The organism is uncultured Sphingomonas sp. (genome assembly GCF_964237335.1).
Lineage (GTDB): Bacteria > Pseudomonadota > Alphaproteobacteria > Sphingomonadales > Sphingomonadaceae > Sphingomonas.
Window position 1 is genome coordinate 33,722 of the sequence record NZ_CAXSHM010000003.1, and the last position, 22,076, is coordinate 55,797.

A 22,076-nucleotide genomic window follows, 5' to 3' on the forward strand; every position below is an offset into this window, starting at 1 on the left:
CAACGTCAGGACCCGCGCGCTATCCTATCTGATACAGTCACTTAGACCGGTTTGCTATCAAACGACCTCATACTCGATCGGCTTGAAGCTGCCGTTGTTCGACTGAAGCGCCGAGCAGGCGGTGAGGCCGATCACGAGGTCCGCCTTCGCCTCGAACACGATCCGATCGCCCGCGCGGCTAAGCGGCGGCTCGACGCGGAGCGCCCCGGTGGTGCCGTCTACGGGGACGTTCATGAAGCAGTTGAACGCGATCGGGATCATGTCCTCCGTCACGCCGAACGGCGCGAGCGCAGCGGCCAGATTGCCGAAACAGCCGCGGTGCGGGTCCTGATCGCCGTAGATGATCCGGAATGTGTCCTTGCTGCACGGCGTCAACAGGAAGTCATGCCGCCCGACCGTGTCCTCGACGATCTCCAGCAGGATGTTGGAGCGGTTGGAGTAGATCGGGTCACCCGTAGTGAGGTACAGCCGGCTCGCGTAATCGAGCGTGCGTCCGGATGAAATCACCTCCCGAACGTCGGCGCGATTGAACGCCAGGAGGTCCGCCACCTGCTCGCCGCACGGGTCGATCACCGTCAGTCGTTGACCCGCATCGAGCGGGAACGCCACGCCCGATCGAGGCGCGATCACCTGGCGGATCGCCTCAGGCCGCATCCGATGCCGCCCCGAAGTCGCGACGGCCAGCGAACGGGCACTGCCAGCCATCCTCCACCGCGCGCCCGGAATATTGCCGCGCCTCCGAGACCGACCCGTGGCGCGCGAGCATCGGGTTGAGCGATCCGGCCAGCGCCACATCGCGGTCAAGGATCGAGTCGCGCAGCTTCTCGTACCGGCCCTGCTCGCGCAACTGCTCGAACTGGTCGTGCAGGTTGAACACCATCGCCGGCACTTCGAACCGCCGCGCGGGCCTGCTCGCCTGCGGATGGATGCCGACGACGAAGAATGCCTCGCCCGCGAAGCTCAGCGAGAAATGCGGGTCGTCCGGGTTCTCGCTTACCCGCGGATCGGGCTTCTGCCCCAGCCATACGTCCTTGTCGGACAGCGACTGGATGCGGTTCCACAGATGGCCCTCATACTCGGGCTCGTCCATGTCGCCGGACTGTGCAAACAGCACCACCAGCGTCTGGAAGAGCTGCGGATCGGCGCGATAGCGGTCGGCGAGGCTGGACAGCGCGGGATAGATCGCCATGTCGTCCCAGCCCGAGCGGATGTCGCGCGCCGTCATGATCGTCATCGTTCCTCGCGACAGCGCCGCCTTGGCGCCCACGCAGGGAAAGGTCGGATGTTTCACGAAATCGCGGAAACGTTGAGCGAGGTCGGCGTCGGTATCACGGTCGACGTCAATGTGTTGGTCGGTGATGAACATGCCGCGACAACCGGCGGACATGGCCTTCGTTGCATGGCGTACGTCGGCTTGACGCAGATCAGACTCAATCGATAGGCGATCGCAGAGCGAGGAATGGCGGGGCAACGACGATGGGTACGACTGGGGAGCAGGACCAGACCCGCCGCTTTCTGCAGGGGCGACGTCGGCGCGAACTGACGCGGGAAGAACGGGCGGCGCTCGCTGCGGTCATGTCGCCGCCGGTTCCGATCCCGGCGCGGCGGACGATCATCCGTCGCGGGGAGGAGGTGCGGCAGAGCACGCTGCTCGTCTCGGGGTTCCTATGTCGATACATGGATGCGCGTGACGGATATCGCCAGCTCGTGTCGGTGCAGGTCCCGGGCGACTTCGTCGATCTTCATGGCTATCCGCTGCGGCGGCTGGATCACGATGTCGCGACGCTGACGGACGTGACGGTGTCGACCGTCTCGCACGACGATCTGACGGTGCTGGTGGAGCGCTTTCCCCACCTCGCCCGGATGCTATGGTTCTCGACCCTGCTTGATGCGGCGATGCATCGCGAGTGGATCTTCCGCCTGGGCCGGCTGGAGGCGGTCGGCCGGCTGGCGCACTTCCTGTGCGAGACGTACGAGCGGCTGCGCGTCGTCGGGCTCGCGGCCGACGGCCGGTTCGATTTCGCGCTGACCCAGCAGGACATCGGCGAGGCGTGCGGCCTTACCAGCGTCCACGTCAACCGGACGCTCCGGCGGCTGCGCGAGGCGGGGCTCGCCGAGATGTCGTCGCGCGAGGTGCGCATCCTGAACATCCCTGCTCTCGCAGCGCTGGGCGAGTTCGAGCCGGACTATCTGTACCTGGACGACGGGGAACCCGCACCCGCCTGACATGCAAGGCCGGCTGGCACGCTCCGCTGGCAGGAACGGCGGCGTCGCGCTATCGAAACCGGCGAGGCGCTCGCCGTGAGCGCCGACGGAGACGGGCGTGGCGGACAGGATTGCCGACAGCATCGCCGTTCGGGGCAGCGGCGGCGGGTTTGGCCCTTCCGAGGCCTCGAACGAAGTGCCGGCGGTCACGCTCCGGCGCGACCGGTTGCTGGCGGCGTTGACGCTGACCGCCGGGATCGGCGTCGTGCTCGGCGTGCCGTTCGCGTTGAAGGCGGGAGCGGAGTTCTTCCTGCCGACGGTGGCGGCACTGGTGATCGCGATCGCGCTGGTGCCGGTGCTCGAATGGTTCGAACGGCGCGGATTGCCTTCGCCGGTCGCGGCGATGGTGTGCGTGCTCGGGTTCCTGGTCGTCGCCAACGTCGCACTGGCGGCGATCGTGGTGCCGGCGGTCGCCTTCTTCCGCCTGCTACCGGAACGGATCACGCGCATTCAGCACAATCTGGCGCCGCTGGTCGAGCTGTACGGTACGCTGGAGCGCAATGCGAACCGCACGCTCAGCAAACTTGCCAGCATCCCCGTCACCAGCACGACCCACACCACTCCCGTCGCGCCGCCCAGCTCGATCGTCGAACTCGCCGCCACCTCGGCGCCCGGGGTGATCCTGCAGCTGTTCTTCGGCGTGCTGGTGGTGTTCTTCTTCCTGTCGGGATGGACCCGCCTGCGGCGTCAGGCGATCGTCAACCGCGCGAGCTTCGGCGGCGCGATGGCCACGGCCCGCGTGATCCAGACGATGGTGGACGACGTCTCGGCCTATCTCGGCACCATCACGCTCATCAACATTACGCTGGGCGCGATCGTCGCGGGCGCCTTCTATCTGCTGGGCATGCCGTTCCCGCTGATGTGGGGCGGCATCGTCGCGATGCTCAACTATGTGCCATATCTTGGCCCCATCCTCGCGGCGTTCCTGATGGCGCTGGGCGGGCTGATGACGTTCTCGGACCTGTGGTACGCGCTGCTGCCCTCGCTCGTGATGGTCGGCTGCCATCTCGTCGAGGCGAACGTGGTGACGCCGCTGATCATAGGGCACCGGCTGACGATCAACCCGGTGCTGATCCTGATCTCGCTCAGTTTCTGGGGATGGGTGTGGGGCACGGGCGGCGTGCTGCTGGCGGTGCCGCTGCTCATCATCATCCAGGTCGTCGTGGGGGCGGCGGGCAAGCCCGACATCGCCGGTTTCCTGTTCGAGCGCGGCGCGCTGCTGCGCCAGGCGGACGAGGATGCCGGGCCGCTGCCCGGCGCGTCGCCCAAAGCATGAGGCCCAAAGCGCGGCGGGCCGATCGAGCGGTTGACAGCCCAACGGGCCTCGCATAGGCGCGTCGCTCCCGAGCGGGTGTAGCTCAGTTGGTTAGAGCGCCGGCCTGTCACGCCGGAGGTCGCGGGTTCAAGTCCCGTCACTCGCGCCATCCCCGGACGGGATGGCCGCTCCCCTCGGGATCAGCGCCAGCGGCCCGTCTCCATCCAGCGCAACAGCGGCTTCAGCGGCGCGATCCACATGATCCCGGTGACGAGATAGAACACCGGCTGCAGCCAGCCCGGCCAGCGTCCGATCGCGCCTGAAAAGCTCGCGATCAGCACGCACCAGGACAGCGCCAGCGCGCAGATACCGAGTGCGCCCAGCGGCTTCCTCAGGGTCGGTTGCTCTACGGGGTCCACCAGTCCGTCTCCGTTATGATCGCGTGAAGGGGTACGTCCCAGATGTCCGCCGGCAGGGTCTCGACGTGCTGAGCCGACCAGGCGACGCCCAGCCGCCAGGCGCCGGGATGACGGACGAACGCGCGGTCGTAATGACCCGCGCCCTGGCCGAGCCGATGGAGCGCGGCGTCGAACGCCAACAGCGGCGTCAGCACCACGTCCGGTGCCACCTCTTCCCAGTCCGCCTGCGGATTGGCGAGGCCGAACGGGCCGGCCGCCAGCGGCTCGCCCGCGGGCCAGGCGAGAAAGCGCAGCGGCGTGGCTCGGTCGACGACAAGCGGCAAGGCAAGGTAGCAGCCACGGTCGCGAGCCGCCGCCTCCAGCAGCCAAGGATCGACTTCGCTCCCGACCGGCGCATAGCTCGCGACCACGGTGCCGGGCGCCAGGCGTTCGAGGAACCGAGGATCGGCTCCCACGGGACCGGGCCGCGTCGCCACGAACGCATCACGGCGGGCGCGGGCGATGGCGCGCAGGGCCCGCTTGTCGCTCACCGGTCGGCTCCGGTCGGAAAAGGGCGGGTGACGGGACCGCCGTAGCCGTGTGCTGGATAATCCACCGACGCCTGGAACGTCAGATAGGGGCCATATACGACAGACCAGGATCTGCGCAGGGACAGCCCCCTTGGATGATGAATAGCCTCAGGGATGTCTCTATGCTCGTACCGGGCAGTACCCGTCAGCACGGTAGTTAAGCGTTCGCGGGGCTCTGCTCAAGGGCGGCGGCGAGGGTTTCGAGCCGGTCGGCGATCGTCGCGAGCATCGGCGGGCTCGCGGCGCCGGGTTCGGGCGGCCGGTTCTCCGATTCCTGCAGCGCGTCGGCGAGCATCAGCGCGACGAACAGCATCGCCCGCTCGCCCGACAGGCCGCCCGCCGCGCGGTTGGCGGCGGCCCAGCGCCGGTCGACCTGCTCGCCGAGCAGGCGCACCTGCGCCTCCTCGCCGTCGCGGCAGGCGACCGTGTGACGGCGATCGCCGATCTGGAGCACGACCTCGGCCATCAGCCTGCCGTCCCGCGCGCGATGACGTCGTCCAGCGCCGCCACCGCCTCCGCCATCCGCGATTTCAGCGCCGCATGCCGGTGCGCGAGCGCGTCTCCGGCCCGCGTGCGCGCCGCCACCGCCTGTTCGATCCGGGCGATCGCCAGATCGATGCGGTCGAGCGCGCTCGGCTGTCCTTGATCGGATTGGGCTTGATCGGATTGGGTCTGATCGGATTGGTCGTCGGCCATCGGCGCTGGATTAGCATGGGCGGGGACGTCGGCAAGCCGTTTCGGATCGCGGAGCCGGTCGACGCCCGGAGTTGACGCGAACGGGATCGCCCCGCAAAGACGCGCCCGGGCATCCCCGCCGGCCGACTGCGCGGGGCGAGGGGAGATTCGCATGACGGTTAAGGTGGCGATCAACGGCTTCGGTCGGATCGGACGACTGGTGGCGCGCGCCATCCTGGAACAGGGCGACAGCGACCTCGATCTGGTCACGATCAACGATCTGGCAGACGCGAAGTCCAATGCGTGGCTGTTCAGCCGCGATTCGATCCATGGCCGCTGGCCTGGGGACGTAGCGGCCGAGGGCAGCGATCTGGTGATTGACGGCAAGCGCATCCGCGTCACCGCCGAGCGCGATCCCGCCAACCTGCCGCATGCGGAGCTGGGCGTCGACATCGTGCTGGAGTGCACGGGCTTCTTCACCGACGACAAGTCGTGCCAGAAGCACATCGACGCGGGCGCCAAGAAGGTGCTGATCTCCGCGCCGGGCAAGAACGTCGACCTGACGGTGGTCTATGGCGTCAACCACGACCGGCTGACGGCCGAGCACAGGATCGTCTCCAACGCGTCGTGCACCACCAACTGCCTGGCGCCGGTCGCCAAGGTGCTGAACGATGCGATCGGCATCGAACGGGGGCTGATGACGACGATCCACGCCTATACCAACGACCAGAAGATCCTCGACCAGATCCACAGCGATCCGCGCCGCGCACGTGCCGCCGGCATGTCGATGATCCCGACGACGACGGGTGCGGCCCGCGCGGTGGGCGAGGTGCTGCCCGAGCTCAAGGGCAAGCTCGACGGCTCGGCGATCCGCGTGCCGGTGCCCGACGGCAGCCTGGTCGACCTGACGTTCACGCCCAAGCGCGACACGACGCGCGACGAGGTGAACGCGCTGTTGAAGGCGGCGTCGGAGAGCGGTCCGTTGAAGGGCGTGCTCTATTATTCCGACGAGCCGCTGGTCTCGATCGACATCGTCCACACGCCCGCCTCGTCGACCGTCGACAGCCTGGAGACGGCGGTGATCGACGGCAAGCTGGTGCGCGTCGTCAGCTGGTACGACAACGAATGGGGCTTCTCCAACCGGATGGTCGACACCGCGAAGGCGATGGCGGCGTTCATCTGATGCACGAAACCGTCGTGCCGGCGACCGCCGGCATCTCTCCACGTCCGGGAGACTCCAGCGTCCGCTGGGGCGACGATCAAGTGAGCATCACGGCGGGCGTGATCGCCGGCCTTGCCCGCCACGGTCGGCGCAAGGGGCCGATCGAGGTGATCGAGCGGGCGGAGATCAGCGTGGCGGGCGGCATCGCCGGCGATTGGCGCGGCGAGCGGCAGCCGGGCTCGTCGGGCAAGCGGCAGGTGACGCTGATGGAGCGCGGCGACTGGGACGCGGCGACCGCCGAGCTCGGGCTCGCGATCCCGTGGTGGGAGCGGCGGTGCAACATGCTGGTTGACGGGTTCGACCTGCCGCAGGTGCCGGGCACGCGGCTGTCGCTGGGCTCGACGGTGATGGTCGAGGTCACCGTCGAGACCAAGCCGTGCAAGCGGATGGAGGCACTGGCGCCCGGCCTGTTCGCGGCGCTGGAGCGGGACTGGCGAGGCGGCGTGTGCGTGCGCGTGCTGCAGGGAGGAACCGTCGCGATCGGCGACGTCATCAGGATCACAGGATTATGACGAAACCCTATCGAACGCTTGACGACATGGGCGACGTGACCGGCAAGCGCGTGCTGGTGCGCGAGGATCTGAACGTGCCGATGGCTGACGGGCAGGTCAGCGACGACACGCGGCTGCGCGCCACCGTCCCCACGATCGCTGAGCTCGCCGATCGCGGCGCGATCGTGCTGGTGCTCGCGCATTTCGGACGCCCCAAGGGGAAGCGCGATCCGAACTTGTCGCTCGCGCTGCTGACGCGGCCCTATGCCGAGGTGCTGGGCCGGCCGGTGCGCTTTATCGACTGGGACGGCGCCGCCGACTCCGTCGCGACCCTGCGGCCGGGCGAGATCGCGATGCTGGAGAACACGCGCTTCTTCGCGGGCGAGGAGAAGAACGACGGCCAAGTCGTCGAGACGATGGCGGCGCTTGGCGATCTCTACGTCAACGATGCCTTCTCCGCGGCGCATCGCGCGCATGCCTCCACCGAGGGGCTGGCGCATGCGTTGCCGGCGTTCGCAGGGCGACAGATGGAGGCGGAGCTCGACGCGCTGGAAAAGGCGCTGGGCAAGCCCGAGCATCCGGTCGCGGCGGTCGTCGGCGGCGCGAAGGTATCGACCAAGCTCGACGTGCTGAAGCATCTGGTCGCGCGGGTCGACCATCTCATCATCGGCGGTGGGATGGCCAACACCTTCCTCGCCGCGCGTGGAGTCAACGTCGGCAAGTCACTGTGCGAGCACGACCTTGCCGAAACGGCCGACGAGATAATGGCGGCGGCGGAGCGCGCCGGCTGCACCGTCCACCTGCCGTACGATGTGGTGGTCGCGACCGAGTTCCGGCCCAATCCGCCGACGCGCACCGTCAACGTCCATGAGGTCGCCGGCGACGAGATGATCCTCGATGTCGGCCCCGCCGCGGTCGAGGCGCTGGGCGATGTGCTCAAGAACTGCCGCACGCTCGTCTGGAACGGCCCGATGGGCGCGTTCGAGACACCGCCGTTCGACGCCGCGACCGTCGCACTCGCGCGCACCGCCGCCGCACTGACCGGCGACGGCAGCCTCGTCTCGGTCGCGGGCGGCGGCGACACGGTCGCGGCGCTCAACCAGGCGGGGGTGGCCGATCGGTTCACCTTCGTCTCGACGGCGGGCGGCGCGTTCCTGGAGTGGATGGAGGGTCGCGAGCTCCCTGGCGTGGCTGCGCTGGCGAGGTAGCGTAGCTCCGTCGCTACTTGCTCTGACTTCCCTACTTCCGTTCAGGCTGAGCTTGTCGAAGCCCTGTCCTTCCTCGTTGAAGAAAGGCAGCCCTTCGACAAGCTCAGGGTGAACGTGGGAGGGAGTAGTGAACCTATCCCCCCGCCGCCGTCGGCGCCGGTTCCTTCAGCAGCGGCACCAGTTCGCGGTTGAGGTCTTCCAGATCGAAAGCCGCCGCCTTGGCGTAGCGCACCACGCCCGCACGATCGATCACGTAGTTCGTCGGCACCGCGTTCAGGTCGCCGTAAGGACCCTTGATGCCCTTGATCGGCGTGATCGCCATCGCCGCGAACAGGTTCTTGAGCGCGTAATTGGGGACCGATCCCTCGGTCGTGATCGCGAACACGCGCAGGCCATGGTCCTTCTGCGCGCGGTAGTAGGCGTCTAGCAGCGGCAGCTCGCGCTTGCACGGCCCGCACCATGTCGCCCAGAAGTTGAGCACGACGACCTGGCCCTTGAGGTCGGCGAGCGACACCTTGGTGCCGTCCAGCAGCTTGACTTGGAAGGCTGGCGCGGGCTGGCCGATCACGGGCGCCTTGGCCGTGGCGGGAACGGCGATCGCCAGCAGCGCGCCCAATCCGACCGTCGCGGTCCTCGCCCGGGCGAGCGTTCCTCCGTACGGCCTCCTCAAAACCACCGCCGCCGATCTGCCCGTCATGCCACGTCCCCCTGTATCGGCAGGATGGTGGCGCGACAGGGCCTCGTGCGTCAAGACGGCACGACCACCGCGTCTTGACGGATCGGCCGAACGGCGGGAATGGCTCCTCCAACCGTCGCGCGACCGGGCGCGGCCCAAGGGGGACAAGCAGATGCCGACCGATCGTGACGTGATGATGGCGCAGATGGTGAGCGGGGCGGGGTTCATCGCGGCGCTCGATCAATCGGGCGGCTCCACCCCCGGCGCGCTCAAGGCCTATGGCTATGCCGACGGCGACTGGTCCGGCGACGAGGCGATGTATGACCTGATTCACCAGATGCGCGTCCGCATCGTCACCGCGCCCTCCTTCTCGGGCAAGAAGGTGCTGGGCGCGATCCTGTTCGAGCGGACGATGGACGGCGAAGCGGATGGTCTGTCGCTGCCGGCGGCGCTGTGGAAGCGCGGCGTGGTGCCGTTCCTGAAGATCGACAAGGGGCTGGAGGACGAGGCCGACGGCGTCCAGATGATGAAGCCGATGCCGGGTCTGGACGCGCTGCTGGCGCGCGCCAAGGGGCTGGGCGTGTTCGGCACCAAGGAGCGGTCGGTCGTCAAGGCGGCGTCGCGCACCGGCATCGCCGCGATCGTGAAGCAGCAGTTCGAGGTGGGCGAGCAGGTCAATGCCGCCGGCCTGATGCCGATCCTGGAACCCGAGATCTCGCTGAAGGCGCCCGATCGCGCGGCGGCTGAGGCGATCATGACGGAGGAGATCGCCAAGGAGCTCGACAAGCTCAGCGGCGATCGGCGCGTGATGCTGAAGCTGACGATCCCGGTCGAGCCCGACACCTATGCGGCGCTGATCGGCCACCACCGCGTCGCGCGCGTCGTCGCGCTGTCGGGCGGGTACAGCCGCGACGAGGCCTGCCGCGAGCTCGCCAAGGACCATGGCATGATCGCCAGCTTCTCGCGCGCGCTGCTGGAGGAACTGCGCCACGATCAGGACGACGCGGCGTTCGATAAGGTGCTGGGCACCGCGATCGACGCGATCTACACGGCGTCGGTGACGAAAGTCGTGGCGGAGGCATGACCGGGACGACGGCCGCTGACGATCCCCCCAAGGACCCATTGGGCCCGCTCGATCCGGACTTCGCCGTCCGGTTCCAGCGCGACACGAAGCGGCCGCCGTGCCAATTGTACCTCGTCTCGCCGCTTGATGTGACCGGCGGCTTTCCCGATCGGCTCGCCCGCGCGCTCGACGCCGGGCCGGTGGCGGCGTTCCAGTTCCGGGTGAAGGATGTCGACCAGCACGAGGCGGCGCGGCTGGCGGAGCCGCTGCAGGCGATCTGCGCCGCACGCGACGTCGCGTTCCTCGTCAACGACTCGATCAGCCTCGCCAAGCGGCTGGGCGCGGACGGCGTCCATCTGGGCCAGAGTGACGGCGACGCGCGCGATGCGCGTAGCGTGCTGGGGCCCTCCGCGCAGATCGGCGTGACCTGCCACGACAGTCGGCATCTGGCGATGGAGGCGGGCGAGGCGGGCGCTGATTACGTCGCGTTCGGCGCCTTCTTCCCGACGACCACCAAGGAAACGAGCTATCAGCCCGACCCGGTGATCCTGTCGTGGTGGTCGGCGGTGTTCGAAATACCCTGCGTCGCGATCGGCGGCATCACCCCCGCTAACGCCGCGCCGCTGGTGACGGCCGGGGCCGATTTTCTGGCCGTGTCCGGCGCCGTGTGGGGCGGGGACGAAGCGGCGGCGGTGCGCGCGTTTGCCGACGTGTTGGCCAGTTGACCGGGACCGGCTTTTCGGGTCCGTATCGCCGATGCGCGTTCCGCCGTCCGGCGGCGCATCGGGGAGAATATCTGTGAAGCGTATCGGGTTCGCGACCGTGCTGGTCGCCACCGCAGCCTTGGGCACGGCCCTTGCCGCCCAACCCACCAAGACGCCGACGAAGGCGCCGGCCCCGGTGACGGCACCGGCCGCTGCACCAGCGGGCGCGCCCGCCAAGCCGGCGCTGGTGATCGACCGTAACCTCCTGAAGGTCCAGGTGATCCTAGACCATCTCGGCTTCTCGCCCGGCATCCTCGACGGGCAGCGGGGCATGAGCCTGACGGCGGCGATCAAGGGCTTTCAGGAGAGCCGCGGCCTGCCCGCGACGGGCGATGTCGACCAGGCGACCGCGCAGGCGTTGAAGCCCTATGCGGCGATGGAGGCGACAAAGACGCTGACCCTCAACGCCGCCACGCTGACCTACAATTACACCAACCCGATCCCGCACGGCGAGGACGAGCAGGCGAAACTGCCCGCGCTCAACTACAAGACGCCGATCGAGAAGCTGGCCGAACAGTTCCATACCACGCCCGAGGTGCTGACCGCGCTCAACGGCCCGCAGCTCACCATCGCGGCGGGGACGAAGATGGTGTTCCCCAACGCGCTGCCGACCTCGCGCGCCTATGATCCCAAGCTGCCGGCCGACTGGCGCCAGACGCTCGCCATGCTCAACGTCGACGCCAACCAGCCGCAGGCGGCGAAGGTGGTGGTGTCGAAGCACGACAAGGTGCTGCGGGCGTATGATGCCGCTGGCAAGCTGATCGCGCAGTTCCAGGTGACGACGGGCAGCACGCACGATCCGCTGCCGATCGGCACGTGGAAGATCTACGGCGCGGACTACAACCCGAAGTTCCGGTACAATCCGGCGTTGTTCTGGGACGCGAAGAAGAGCGACGTGAAGGCGATGCTCCCGTCCGGCCCCAACGGCCCGGTCGGTGTCGTATGGCTGACGCTGTCGAAGGAGCATTACGGCATCCACGGCACGCCTGCGCCCGAGCTGATCGGCCGCACGGAAAGCCATGGCTGCGTGCGGCTGGCGAACTGGAACGCCGCGCGGCTGGCGATGATGGTGAAGCCGGGGACGCCGGCGATCTTCCAGGAATAGCTTCGTGGCCCGGCCGATTTCGTGACCAGAACCGGCTGGACGATGCTGGCGATCATCGTGGCGGTGGCGGTGGCCTTTGCGTCGATGGTGCGGGTCGGCGGGCCGTTGCCGATGGGTCGTCCGGTCCGGGGCCAGTCGTGGGTGCGGCCGATCCCGGCCGTGGGACCCGCTTCGGCTCCCGCCGGGCTGCTGGCGGTTCCGGTGCCCGGCGTCGACCGCGGGACGATCCGGGACAGCTGGGGCGAGGCACGAGACGGTGGTGCGCGTGCGCATCATGGCACGGACATCATGGCGCCGGGTGGTAGCCCGGTCGTGGCCGCCGCACCCGGGACGATCGAGAAGCTGTTCCAGAGCGCGCAGGGGGGCGTGACGCTGTACGAGCGGTCGACTGATCGGCGCTGGCTTTATTACTATGCGCATCTCGCCGGCTATGCGCCGGGGGTTCACGAGGGGCAGGCGGTGCGTCCAGGTGATCCGCTAGGCTTCGTAGGCGATACCGGCGATGCGGGGCCGGGCAATTACCACCTCCATTTCGGCCTCAGCCGCGTCGCGCCCGACGATCATTGGTGGCAGGGCGAGGACGTCGATCCGTTCCCGCTGCTTGCCGGACGGCCTGCGCCCCGCTAGATCGCGGTCAATTCCACACCCACCGTCTACCCTGAGCGTGTCGAAGGGCTGTCTTTCTGTTCGCTGGCGCAGAAGAAGGGCAGGGCTTCGACAAGCTCAGCCTGAACGGTTCTAGGCTAGGTTCGAGACCATGAAGATCAGCGGCGTCGACATCCGTCCCGGCAACATCATCGAATATGAAGGCGGTATCTGGCGCGCGGTGAAGATCCAGCACACCCAGCCCGGCAAGGGCGGCGCGTACATGCAGGTCGAGCTCAAGAACCTGATCGACGGGCGCAAGAACAACGTCCGCTTCCGCTCCGCCGAGAGCGTGGAGCGCGTGCGGCTCGACACCACCGACTTCCAGTTCCTGTTCCGCGACGGCGCGCAGCTGACGTTCATGGACAAGGTGAACTACGAGCAGATCACGCTCGACGCCGACATCCTGGGCGACGCCGCGGCATTCCTTCAGGACGGGATGGACGTGGTGATGGAGCTGTACGACGAGCGGCCGATCAGCGTGAAGATGCCCGACACGATCGAGGCGACGATCGTCGAGGCGGACGCGGTGGTGAAGGGGCAGACCGCCTCGTCGAGCTACAAGCCCGCGATCCTCGACAACGGCGTCCGCGTGATGGTGCCTCCGCACATCGCGGCGGGCACGAAGATCGTGGTGGATGTGTACGAACAGACGTATGTACGGCGGGCAGATTGATCCTGCGATAGTAAGGGGTTCGTGCCGCGCACCCACATCCCGTCCATGCTGAGCTCGTCGAAGCACTGTCCTTCTTGCCAGGTTGGAGAAGCAAGGCAGCCCTTCGACAGGCTCAGGGTAGACGGGATTTCTCAGAACCGAGCGGGATAAGATCATGCCTTCCCATTCCGGCCTCCTCACCGTCATGGACCGCGCCGCGCGCAAGGCGGCGCCGCGGTTGCGGCGTGACTTCAACGAGGTCCAGCAGCTGCAGGTCAGTCGCAAGGGGCCGGCCGATTTCGTCAGCCAGGCCGACCAGCGCGCCGAGCAGACGATCTATGAGGAACTCAGCAAGGCGCGACCCGACTGGGGCTTCCTGATGGAGGAGCGCGGCGAGGTTGCGGGCGATCCGTCGAAGCCGCGCTTCATCGTCGATCCGCTCGACGGCACCACCAACTTCCTCCACGGCGTGCCACACTTCTGCATCTCGATCGCGGTCGAGGAACTGTTGCTGAGCGGAAAGCGCGAGATCACCGCCGCGCTGACCTATCAGCCGCTGACGGACGAGAGCTTCTGGGCCGAGAAGGGACGCGGCGCCTGGCTCCAAGACCAGCGGCTGCGCGTGTCGGCCCGCCGCGACCTGTCGGAGGCGCTGATCGGTACCGGCATCCCGTTCCTGGGCCATGGCGACTTCGTCCAGTGGAGCCGCATCTTCGGCGCGGTTGCCCCGCAGGTGGCGGGCATCCGCCGGAACGGCGCGGCCGCGCTCGATTTCGCCTGGGTCGCGGCGGGGCGGCTGGACGGGTTCTGGGAGTCCGACCTCAAGCCCTGGGACTATGCGGCGGGACTGTTGCTGGTGAAGGAAGCGGGCGGCTTCGTGACCGACTATCGCGGCGGCGATCGGCCGGGCGAGCGCTGTGAGTTCCTCGCAGCCAACGACGGGCTGCATTCCCGCCTGCACAAGCTGGTGGCGGGCGCGCTGCGCTGATCGGCGCCGGATGATCCGCGCAGGAGTGATCGGGGGCAACTGCGAGCGATTCTCACCGGCCGGTAGCCTTGCTCCGCTATCCCGCCACGCCTAGAGCGAGAGCATCCGTTCGCATGTGCGAGAAGCGCCTTGGTCGACCTGCTGCAATATCTGCCGATCCTGATGTTCCTGGGCATCGCACTCGTGCTGTCCAGCGCGTTCGTCTTCCTGCCGATGGTCGTTTCGCGGCTGACGGGCTCGCACAAGCCCGATCCTGAGAAGCTGTCGGAATATGAGTGCGGTTTCCCCGCGTTCGAGGATCCGCGCAGCCAGTTCGACGTCCGCTTTTATCTCGTCGCCATCCTGTTCATCGTCTTCGATCTCGAGGCGGCCTTCCTATTTCCTTGGGCAGTATCGGTTTTTTCGCTGGGCTGGACCGCGTGGGGCGCGATGATGGTGTTCATCGCGGAACTTGCGCTGGGTCTGGTCTATGCCTGGAAGAAGGGAGCTCTCGATTGGGAGTAGAACTCAAGCCCGCGCCGGATGCCGGCTTGGCGGTCGTGCCGCCGGACACGGGCTATTTCGACAGCCTAAACGGCGAGCTGACCGACAAGGGCTTCCTCGTCACGACGACGGAGGACCTGTTTAGCTGGGCGCGCACGGGCTCGCTGTGGTGGATGACGTTCGGCCTCGCCTGCTGCGCGGTAGAGATGATCCACGTCAACATGCCGCGCTACGACCTGGAGCGGTTCGGCGCTGCCCCGCGTGCGAGCCCGCGGCAAAGCGACGTGATGATCGTCGCCGGCACATTGTGCAACAAGATGGCCCCGGCGCTCCGCAAGGTCTATGACCAGATGAGTAACCCGAAATACGTCATCTCGATGGGCTCGTGCGCCAACGGCGGTGGCTATTACCACTATAGCTATTCGGTCGTCCGGGGCTGCGACCGGGTCGTGCCGGTCGACATCTACGTCCCCGGCTGCCCGCCGACCGCCGAGGCGTTGCTGTATGGGATCATGCAGCTCCAGCGGAAGATCAGGCGTTCGGGGAGCATCGAACGGTGAGGGCACCGGCCCCCGCCTATGCCGCTGACCTGAACGGCGCGACGATCGACGCGGCGCACGAAGTGCTCGGTGACCTACTGGTCCATTCGCAAGACAAGGTCGGCGAAGTGTCGCTGTTCGTTCGCCGCGATGAGGTCGTTGAGGCGATGGAGCGGCTGCGTGACACGCCGGGGCTTGAGTACCAGCAGTTGATGGAGATCGCCGGCGTCGATTATCCCGAGCGGCCGGAGCGGTTCGAGATCGTCTACATGCTGCTGTCGCTGACGCGCAACCACCGCATCCAGGTGCGCGTGTCGACCGACGAGGAGCAGCCGGTGCCGTCGGTCACGGGCCTTTGGCCGGTCGCGGGCTGGCTGGAGCGCGAGGTGTACGATCTGTTCGGCGTGCTGTTCACGGGCAACGACGATCTGCGGCGCATCCTGACCGACTATGGCTTCCGCGGCCATCCGCTGCGCAAGGACTTCCCGATGACAGGCTATGTTGAGTTGCGCTATTCGGAAGAAGCCAAGCGCGTGGTGTACGAGCCCGTCAGCCTGGCGCAGGATTTCCGCAATTTCGACTTCCTGTCGCCCTGGGAGGGCGCGGGATACACGCTGCCCGGCGACGAGAAGGGCGGCATGCTGCCCGAAGCGAAGGGCGGCTATACGCCGCTGTCCGCCGACACGATCCAGAAGGCCGGCGCGGCCGTTTCGCCCAGCAAGGCGCCGGAGGGCAGCAGCGGCAGCTATGCCGCGGGCGGCAACACGCCGGGCCAGGCGTCCGGGTCGGGTGCCGGCGGCGGGTCCGGTAACAGCGCAAGCGAGAAGCCGGTGGACTCGGACGTCAGGCCCAGCAAGGGCGGAGGACAGAACCAGTGAGCGACACCATGCTCGATCACGTGACGGCCGACGAGGCCAACGACCAGACGCCGCTCGATCCCTATACGGTGGAGGTGACGGGTCACCAGACCGCGGCGCGTCCGACGCCGGGCGACACGACGATCGCCAACTACACGATCAACTTCGGCCCGCAGCATCCGGCCGCGCACGGCGTGCTCCGCCTGGTCATGGAGCTCGACGGCGAGCTGATTGAGCGGATCGATCCTCATGTCGGCCTGCTCCATCGCGGCACGGAGAAGCTGATCGAGGCCAAGACGTACATGCAGGCGCTGCCCTACATGGACCGGCTCGATTACTGCTCGCCGATGTGCATGGAGCATAGCTATGTACTCGCGGTCGAGAAGCTGCTCGACCTGGAGGTGCCGCTGCGCGCACAATATCTGCGCGTGTTCTTCGCCGAGCTGACGCGCATCATGAACCATACGCTCAACCTCGGCAGCCATGTCATGGATGTGGGCGCAATGACGCCGAACCTGTGGCTGTTCGAGCTGCGCGAAGACCTGATGGGCTTCTACGAGCGCGCATCGGGCGCGCGGATGCACGCCAATTACTTCCGCGTCGGCGGGGTGCATCAGGACGTGCCGCTGAAGCTGCTGACCGACATCGCCGACTGGCTCGACACGCGCCTGCCGCGACTGTTCGAGGATGCGCTGAGCCTGGTCGTCGACAACCGCATCTTCAAGCAGCGCAACGTCGATATCGGCACGGTCAGCCGCGACGACGCGATCAGATGGGGATTCTCCGGCCCGATGATCCGGGCGGCCGGGCTGCCGTGGGACATCCGCAAGTCGCAGCCTTACGACGTCTATGCCCGGATGAAGTTCGACGTGCCGGTGGGCACGCAGGGTGACTGCTATGACCGGTTCATGGTGCGCGTGGAGGAGGTCCGCCAGTCGGCGCGGATCATGAAACAGTGCCTGAACGAGATGCCGGAAGGGCCGATCTCCAGCCTGGATCGCAAGGTGGTGCCGCCCAAGCGCGCCGAGATGAAGCGTTCGATGGAGGCGCTGATCCATCACTTCAAGCTGTACACCGAAGGCTTCCACGTGCCCGCGGGCGAGGTCTATGTCGCGACCGAGAGCCCCAAGGGCGAGTTCGGGATCTACATGGTGTCGGACGGCACCAACAAGCCGTACCGCGTGAAGATCAGGCCGACCGCGTTCAGCCACCTGCAGGCGATGGACTTCATGAGCCGCGGGCACATGCTGGCGGACACGACGGCGATCCTGGGGGCGATGGACATCGTGTTCGGGGAGTGCGACCGGTGAGCGAGGCCGTTACGAACGATCTGATCTACTCGGTCCTCCAGAAGCTTCAGGCCGACATGTCCGAGATCAAGTTCGACACCCGTGACCTCAAGGTACGGATGACAATGGTGGAGGAGCATCTGGGTAGCTCGATCATTGCGATCTCGGGCGTCAACGCTCGGCTCGATCGGTTGAACGACCGCGTCGAGCGGATCGAGAACCGTCTTGACCTGCGGGACCACGCCTGATGGCTGAGGCAAAGCAAATCCCGGATGAGGCCGAAGTCCGTGCCCGCTGGGGCGACTTCGCCTGGACGGCCGACAATGCCGAGCAGGTAAAGGCCGTCCTTGCCCGCTATCCGGCGGACCGCGCGCAGTCAGGCTCGTTGCCGTTGCTCGACCTCGCCCAGCGGCAGGTCGGCGCCGAGACGCAGACGCAGGGCTGGCTGCCGGTGCCGGTGATCGAATATGTCGCGAGGGCCATCGGCGTGGCGTATATGCGCGTGTACGAGGTCGCGACCTTCTACACGATGTTCAACCTGGCGCCGGTCGGCCGCTATCATGTCCAGGTATGCGGCACGACGCCGTGCATGCTGGCGGGCAGCGACGACGTGCTCGCCGCCTGCAAGAACCGTGGCATGGTAAAGGGGCGGACGACGCCCGATGGCCTGTTCACGCTGACCGAGGTCGAGTGCCTGGGCACCTGCGCCAACGCGCCGATGGTGCAGATCAACGACGACAATTACGAGGACCTCGACTACGACCGCACGATCGCGGTGCTGGAGGCGCTGGCGAACGGAGAGAAGCCGAATCCCGGCTCCACGATCGGCCGCCGCGACAGTTGCCCAGCGGGAGGCCCGACGACCCTGCGCGAGATGGTGGACGCGAACCACGATTACCGCGACCAATGGAACAAGCCGGAACCGGCTAAGGCGGAGGCTAGCTGATGCTTGCTGACAAGGACCGCATCTTCACCAATCTCTATGGCTTCCAGTCGTGGAAGCTCGACGCGGCGCGGATGCGCGGCGATTGGGACGACACCGCCGCACTGATCGCGCGCGGACAGGATGTGATCATCGACACGATGAAGGCGTCCGGGCTTCGTGGCCGTGGCGGCGCAGGGTTTCCGACCGGCACCAAATGGAGCTTCATGCCCAAGGCGCCGACGCCCGAGCGGCCGAGTTTCCTGGTCATCAACGCCGATGAGAGCGAGCCCGGATCGTGCAAGGATCGCGAGATCATGCGCCATGATCCGCATAAGCTGATCGAGGGCGCACTGGTCGCGGGTTTCGCGATCCGTGCGCGCGCCGCCTATATCTACATCCGCGGCGAGTACATCCAGGAGGCACGCGTCCTCGAAGCGGCGGTTCGCGAGGCGTATGAGGCCGGGCTGATCGGCAAGAACGCCTGCGGATCGGGTTATGACTTCGATGTGGTCGTCCATCGCGGCGCGGGCGCGTACATCTGCGGCGAAGAGACCGCGATGCTCGAAAGCCTGGAGGGCAAGAAGGGCCAGCCGCGCCTGAAGCCGCCGTTCCCCGCCGGCGCGGGCCTCTACGGTTGCCCGACGACCGTGAACAACGTCGAGTCGATCGCGGTCGCGCCGACCATCCTGCGGCGCGGCGCGGCTTGGTTCGCGGGCATCGGGCGCGACAAGAACCAAGGCACCAAGCTGTTCCAGATCAGCGGCCATGTGAACAGACCCTGCGTCGTCGAGGATGCGATGGGCATCACCTTCCGCGAGCTGATCGAGACGCATTGCGGCGGCATCCGTGGCGGCTGGGACAATCTGCTCGCGGTGATCCCGGGCGGATCGTCGGTGCCGCTGGTGCCGGCGTCCCAAATCATGGACGCGCCGATGGATTTCGACGGGCTGAAGGACGTCGGTTCCGGGCTCGGCACCGCGGCGGTGATCGTCATGGACAAGTCCACCGACATCGTCCGCGCGATCAGCCGGATCAGCTATTTCTACAAGCACGAGAGTTGCGGCCAGTGCACGCCGTGTCGCGAGGGCACCGGCTGGATGTGGCGGATGATGGAGCGGCTGCGCACCGGCGATGCCGAGGTCGGCGACATCGACATGCTAAGCCAGGTGACCAAGCAGGTCGAGGGCCACTCGATCTGCGCACTGGGCGATGCAGCCGCGTGGCCGATCCAGGGCCTAATTAAACATTTCCGCCCGGAGCTGGAGCGGCGGATCAGGGCCAAGGGCGGCGACGACACGCTGGCGCCGATGATGGAGGCGGCGGAATGAGGGGACGCCAGGGTTCGCTCAAGATCGCTGAGGCGTTCGCCGCTGCGATAATTGCTTGCACCGTGATCATGCCTAGGCCCACTCAGGCGGCGACGGACGTTCCCGCACCGATCCGTAGCCACCTTCGCCACTTCGCCGATTGCATGGCCGACGTACAGGGTGCGCAGGTGTACCGTTACTTGTCGCTGCCGCCGGGTAGCGAAGCCAATACGCTTGCGCGAAAAATGATCGACGATCATCGCGGTTGCATCAACTTGAATGGCACCACCGTGATCCATGGCGAGGCATTTCGGGGCTCGTTGGCGAACGCCACGCTGCGCCGGCGGCCAGCGTTGCTGGACGCCGTTGCGGCAAGACCGACTTCCGAGCCGCGCCGGGTCCCGAAGGGCTTGGGCGAGATCGCGTTCATGGGCGCGTTCGCCACCTGCCTGGTCGATGCTGAGCCGGCCAAGGCCGTCGCCGTGATCCGGACGACCGAAATGTCCGAGGAAGAGCGAACCGCTATTATGGCCCTTGGGGAGGGGATGAAGGGCTGCATCGCGAGCGACACAGCCTATCACCTCAACTATGGTGACCTGCGCACGTTTCTGGCGACAGCGATATTCAACAGCGCCGTAGGCGGCGCGCTCGGGAACCGGTCGTAATGCCCAAACTCAAGGTCGACGGGATCGAAGTCGAAGTCCCTCAGGGAGCCACGGTGCTCCAGGCATGCGAGGCCGCAGGCAAGGAAATCCCGCGCTTCTGCTATCACGAGCGGCTGAGCATCGCCGGCAATTGCCGCATGTGCCTGGTCGAGGTGAAGCCCGGGCCGCCCAAGCCGCAGGCGTCGTGCGCGTTGCCGGCGGCGGACAATCAGGAGGTGTTCACCACCAGCGCGATGACCAAACATGCTCGCGAGGGCATGATGGAGTTCCTGCTCATCAATCACCCGCTCGACTGCCCGATCTGCGATCAGGGCGGCGAGTGCGACCTGCAGGACCAGGCGGTCGCTTATGGCCGCGGCCAGTCGCGGTACGACGAGAACAAACGCGCGGTCACCGAGAAGTACATGGGGCCGATCGTCAAGACGGTCATGACCCGCTGCATCCAGTGCACGCGCTGCATCCGTTTCGCCGAGGAAGTGGCGGGGATCGAGGAGATCGGCGCGATCTATCGCGGCGAGGACATGCAGATCACGTCCTACCTCGAACAGGCGGTGACGAGCGAGTTGAGCGGCAACGTCGTCGATCTGTGCCCGGTCGGGGCGCTCACCTCTAAGCCCTATTCGTTCGAGGCGCGGCCGTGGGAGCTCAAGAAGACGCTGGCCATCGACGTGATGGATGCGGTCGGCACCAACATCCGCCTCGATAGCCGCGGCCGCCAGGTGCTGCGCTGCATTCCGCGCGTCAACGAGGACGTCAACGAGGAGTGGGCGACCGACAAGACGCGCCACGCGATCGACGGCCTGGTGCGGCGGCGCCTCGACCGGCCGTTCGTGCGTGTAAACGGCAAGCTGCAACCGGCGAGCTGGGACGAGGCGTTTAGCGCGCTCGCGGCCGTCCGGCATGGCGGCAGCGTCGCCGCGCTGGCGGGCGACCTCGTCGATTGCGAGACGATGTTCGCGGCCAAGTCGCTGGTGACGGCGCTCGGCGGATCGCTGCTGGAGGGCCGGCAGACCGGCATGGCTTACGACACCTCCAGTCTGGCGGCGGTGAACTTCAACACCACGATCGCCGGCGTTGAGCGCGCGGACGCGATCCTGCTTGTGGGCACCGACCTGCGGCATGAGGCGTCCCTGGTGAACACGCGCGTGCGCAAGGCGATCAAGCGCGGCGCCAAGGTGTTCGCGATCGGGCCGAAGACCGACCTGACGTACCGCGTCGATTGGCTGGGCGACGACCTGTCGCTGCTCGGCGCGCTGCCCGACGCCGTCGCGGAGGCGTTCGGCAAGGCGAAGATGCCGATGGTTATCGTCGGCGGCGCGGCGTTGAAGGTTGGCCATGGCGCGGCGCTGGCGCTGGCGGGGTCGCTAAACCTCGTGCGGACGCTGGAGGACGGCACGGTCTGGAACGGCTTCAACGTCGTCCACATGGCCGCGTCGCGCATGGGCGGGCTGATGCTCGGCTATGCCAGCAAGGGAGGCATCGCCGATCTGGCCGACGCGAAGCTCATGTTCCTGCTCGGCGCGGACGAGGCGGACTTCGGCAAGCTTACCGGGTTCAAGGTGTACATTGGCCACCACGGGGACCGCGGCGCCGCCGCGGCGGACGTGGTGCTGCCGGGCGCCGCCTATGCCGAGAAGTCGGGAACCTGGGTGAACCTGGAAGGCCGGGTGCAGCGCGGAGATCGCGCGGTGTTCCCGATCGGCGACGCGCGCGAGGACTGGACCATCCTGCGGGCGTTGTCGGAGAAGCTGGGCGTGACGCTGGCGTTCGACACGCTGGACGAACTGCGCGCGGGCATGGCGCTCGACGTGCCGGCGCTGGCGCAGCCGGGGCTCGCGACGTTCGAGTGGAACCCGCCGTCGCTGCCCGCCGAGGCTTCGGGCTCGATCGGCCGCTATCCGATCGCCGACTTCTACCTCACCAACGCGGTCTGCCGCGCGAGCCCCACCATGCAGCGCTGCTCGGCGGAGATCGTCCACGGCGACACGTTCGCGGAGGCGGCGGAATAGCG

Annotated in this window: 27 protein-coding genes and 1 tRNA gene; 21 read left to right on the forward strand and 7 right to left on the reverse strand. The window is 67.2% G+C overall.

Annotation, left to right across the window (positions count from 1 at the left end):
- Positions 1-57 precede the first annotated feature (57 nt).
- Together ACFE65_RS02700 and gntA are read right to left on the reverse strand one after the other, a co-directional pair.
- On the reverse strand, positions 58-654 hold the full coding sequence (locus tag ACFE65_RS02700) for a DUF1989 domain-containing protein (protein ID WP_375380799.1): 597 nt from the start codon (positions 652-654) through the stop codon (positions 58-60).
- Entirely contained in the window at positions 644-1,366 is a 723-nt protein-coding gene (gene gntA, locus ACFE65_RS02705; protein ID WP_375380800.1) for a guanitoxin biosynthesis heme-dependent pre-guanitoxin N-hydroxylase GntA, read from the reverse strand. Before gntA ends, ACFE65_RS02700 begins: the two co-directional genes overlap by 11 nt.
- A 110-nt stretch (positions 1,367-1,476) precedes the next feature.
- Here gntA and ACFE65_RS02710 point away from each other — a divergent pair, with 110 nt between their 5' ends.
- The 3 genes from ACFE65_RS02710 (at position 1,477) to ACFE65_RS02720 (ending at position 3,689) form a co-directional block, all read left to right on the forward strand.
- Positions 1,477-2,226 carry a Crp/Fnr family transcriptional regulator gene (locus ACFE65_RS02710; RefSeq protein WP_375380801.1) on the forward strand — a complete coding sequence of 250 codons (750 nt, stop codon included), beginning with the start codon at positions 1,477-1,479 and terminating at the stop codon, positions 2,224-2,226.
- Between the two features lie 121 nt (positions 2,227-2,347).
- A complete protein-coding gene (locus tag ACFE65_RS02715) occupies positions 2,348-3,541 on the forward strand; it encodes an AI-2E family transporter (protein WP_375380936.1) in 1,194 nt (397 codons plus the stop codon).
- Positions 3,542-3,612: 71 nt separating this feature from the next.
- A tRNA-Asp gene (locus ACFE65_RS02720) sits at positions 3,613-3,689 on the forward strand.
- 31 nt (positions 3,690-3,720) lie between these two features.
- Here the strand turns inward: ACFE65_RS02720 and ACFE65_RS02725 are convergent.
- The 4 genes from ACFE65_RS02725 to ACFE65_RS02740 all read right to left on the reverse strand — a co-directional run bounded on the left by ACFE65_RS02725 (position 3,721) and on the right by ACFE65_RS02740 (position 5,204).
- Positions 3,721-3,939: a DUF2842 domain-containing protein gene (locus ACFE65_RS02725; RefSeq protein ID WP_375380802.1), complete on the reverse strand. Its 219-nt coding sequence runs from the start codon at positions 3,937-3,939 to the stop codon at positions 3,721-3,723.
- On the reverse strand, positions 3,927-4,469 hold the full coding sequence (locus ACFE65_RS02730) for a 5-formyltetrahydrofolate cyclo-ligase (protein WP_375380803.1): 543 nt from the start codon (positions 4,467-4,469) through the stop codon (positions 3,927-3,929). Before ACFE65_RS02730 ends, ACFE65_RS02725 begins: the two co-directional genes overlap by 13 nt.
- Positions 4,470-4,665: 196 nt before the next feature.
- Positions 4,666-4,974: a cell division protein ZapA gene (locus ACFE65_RS02735; protein ID WP_375380804.1), complete on the reverse strand. Its 309-nt coding sequence runs from the start codon at positions 4,972-4,974 to the stop codon at positions 4,666-4,668.
- Positions 4,974-5,204 carry a hypothetical protein gene (locus tag ACFE65_RS02740; RefSeq protein ID WP_375380805.1) on the reverse strand — a complete coding sequence of 77 codons (231 nt, stop codon included), beginning with the start codon at positions 5,202-5,204 and terminating at the stop codon, positions 4,974-4,976. Before ACFE65_RS02740 ends, ACFE65_RS02735 begins: the two co-directional genes overlap by 1 nt.
- A gap of 151 nt (positions 5,205-5,355) precedes the next feature.
- Here ACFE65_RS02740 and gap point away from each other — a divergent pair, with 151 nt between their 5' ends.
- From gap to ACFE65_RS02755, 3 genes are read left to right on the forward strand one after another with little or no spacing between them, the layout of a single operon-like run.
- Positions 5,356-6,366 (forward strand): type I glyceraldehyde-3-phosphate dehydrogenase, encoded by a 1,011-nt coding sequence (gap, locus tag ACFE65_RS02745; RefSeq protein WP_375380806.1) that lies wholly within the window; start codon positions 5,356-5,358, stop codon positions 6,364-6,366.
- Positions 6,366-6,917 (forward strand): MOSC domain-containing protein, encoded by a 552-nt coding sequence (locus ACFE65_RS02750; RefSeq protein ID WP_375380807.1) that lies wholly within the window; start codon positions 6,366-6,368, stop codon positions 6,915-6,917. Before gap ends, ACFE65_RS02750 begins: the two co-directional genes overlap by 1 nt.
- Entirely contained in the window at positions 6,914-8,104 is a 1,191-nt protein-coding gene (locus tag ACFE65_RS02755; RefSeq protein WP_375380808.1) for a phosphoglycerate kinase, read from the forward strand. The genes ACFE65_RS02750 and ACFE65_RS02755 overlap by 4 nt, the downstream gene beginning before the upstream one ends.
- 133 nt (positions 8,105-8,237) lie before the next feature.
- Here the strand turns inward: ACFE65_RS02755 and ACFE65_RS02760 are convergent, their stop codons facing one another.
- Positions 8,238-8,801, reverse strand: coding sequence for a TlpA family protein disulfide reductase (locus ACFE65_RS02760; RefSeq protein ID WP_375380809.1), 564 nt, complete (start codon positions 8,799-8,801; stop codon positions 8,238-8,240).
- A 151-nt stretch (positions 8,802-8,952) separates the two neighbouring features.
- Between ACFE65_RS02760 and ACFE65_RS02765 the strand changes: the two genes are divergently transcribed.
- The 15 genes from ACFE65_RS02765 to nuoG all read left to right on the forward strand — a co-directional run bounded on the left by ACFE65_RS02765 (position 8,953) and on the right by nuoG (position 22,074).
- Positions 8,953-9,864: a fructose bisphosphate aldolase gene (locus tag ACFE65_RS02765; protein WP_375380810.1), complete on the forward strand. Its 912-nt coding sequence runs from the start codon at positions 8,953-8,955 to the stop codon at positions 9,862-9,864.
- Positions 9,861-10,568: a thiamine phosphate synthase gene (thiE, locus tag ACFE65_RS02770; RefSeq protein WP_375380811.1), complete on the forward strand. Its 708-nt coding sequence runs from the start codon at positions 9,861-9,863 to the stop codon at positions 10,566-10,568. The genes ACFE65_RS02765 and thiE overlap by 4 nt, the downstream gene beginning before the upstream one ends.
- 73 nt (positions 10,569-10,641) lie before the next feature.
- Entirely contained in the window at positions 10,642-11,712 is a 1,071-nt protein-coding gene (locus ACFE65_RS02775; RefSeq protein WP_375380812.1) for a L,D-transpeptidase family protein, read from the forward strand.
- A 21-nt stretch (positions 11,713-11,733) separates the two neighbouring features.
- Positions 11,734-12,339 (forward strand): M23 family metallopeptidase, encoded by a 606-nt coding sequence (locus tag ACFE65_RS02780; protein WP_375380813.1) that lies wholly within the window; start codon positions 11,734-11,736, stop codon positions 12,337-12,339.
- 130 nt (positions 12,340-12,469) lie between these two features.
- The gene (gene efp, locus ACFE65_RS02785; RefSeq protein WP_375380814.1) at positions 12,470-13,033 is read left to right on the forward strand and encodes an elongation factor P; all 564 of its coding nucleotides are present in this window, start codon (positions 12,470-12,472) and stop codon (positions 13,031-13,033) included.
- 154 nt (positions 13,034-13,187) lie between these two features.
- The gene (locus ACFE65_RS02790) at positions 13,188-14,000 is read left to right on the forward strand and encodes an inositol monophosphatase family protein (protein WP_375380815.1); all 813 of its coding nucleotides are present in this window, start codon (positions 13,188-13,190) and stop codon (positions 13,998-14,000) included.
- A 129-nt stretch (positions 14,001-14,129) separates the two neighbouring features.
- A complete protein-coding gene (gene ndhC / locus ACFE65_RS02795; RefSeq protein ID WP_375380816.1) occupies positions 14,130-14,504 on the forward strand; it encodes an NADH-quinone oxidoreductase subunit A in 375 nt (124 codons plus the stop codon).
- The gene (locus tag ACFE65_RS02800; protein ID WP_375380817.1) at positions 14,495-15,043 is read left to right on the forward strand and encodes a NuoB/complex I 20 kDa subunit family protein; all 549 of its coding nucleotides are present in this window, start codon (positions 14,495-14,497) and stop codon (positions 15,041-15,043) included. The genes ndhC and ACFE65_RS02800 overlap by 10 nt, the downstream gene beginning before the upstream one ends.
- Positions 15,040-15,900, forward strand: a complete 861-nt coding sequence (locus tag ACFE65_RS02805) for an NADH-quinone oxidoreductase subunit C (protein ID WP_375380818.1) — start codon at positions 15,040-15,042, stop codon at positions 15,898-15,900. Before ACFE65_RS02800 ends, ACFE65_RS02805 begins: the two co-directional genes overlap by 4 nt.
- Positions 15,897-17,189 (forward strand): NADH-quinone oxidoreductase subunit D, encoded by a 1,293-nt coding sequence (locus ACFE65_RS02810; RefSeq protein WP_375380819.1) that lies wholly within the window; start codon positions 15,897-15,899, stop codon positions 17,187-17,189. The genes ACFE65_RS02805 and ACFE65_RS02810 overlap by 4 nt, the downstream gene beginning before the upstream one ends.
- A complete protein-coding gene (locus ACFE65_RS02815) occupies positions 17,186-17,416 on the forward strand; it encodes a hypothetical protein (protein ID WP_375380820.1) in 231 nt (76 codons plus the stop codon). Before ACFE65_RS02810 ends, ACFE65_RS02815 begins: the two co-directional genes overlap by 4 nt.
- Positions 17,416-18,114, forward strand: coding sequence for a complex I 24 kDa subunit family protein (locus ACFE65_RS02820; protein ID WP_375380821.1), 699 nt, complete (start codon positions 17,416-17,418; stop codon positions 18,112-18,114). Before ACFE65_RS02815 ends, ACFE65_RS02820 begins: the two co-directional genes overlap by 1 nt.
- On the forward strand, positions 18,114-19,421 hold the full coding sequence (gene nuoF / locus ACFE65_RS02825; protein WP_375380822.1) for an NADH-quinone oxidoreductase subunit NuoF: 1,308 nt from the start codon (positions 18,114-18,116) through the stop codon (positions 19,419-19,421). The genes ACFE65_RS02820 and nuoF overlap by 1 nt, the downstream gene beginning before the upstream one ends.
- 143 nt (positions 19,422-19,564) lie before the next feature.
- Complete coding sequence (locus ACFE65_RS02830) at positions 19,565-20,065, forward strand: hypothetical protein (RefSeq protein ID WP_375380823.1); 501 nt, start codon at positions 19,565-19,567, stop codon at positions 20,063-20,065.
- Complete coding sequence (nuoG, locus tag ACFE65_RS02835) at positions 20,065-22,074, forward strand: NADH-quinone oxidoreductase subunit NuoG (protein WP_375380824.1); 2,010 nt, start codon at positions 20,065-20,067, stop codon at positions 22,072-22,074. Before ACFE65_RS02830 ends, nuoG begins: the two co-directional genes overlap by 1 nt.
- Positions 22,075-22,076: the final 2 nt, after the last annotated feature.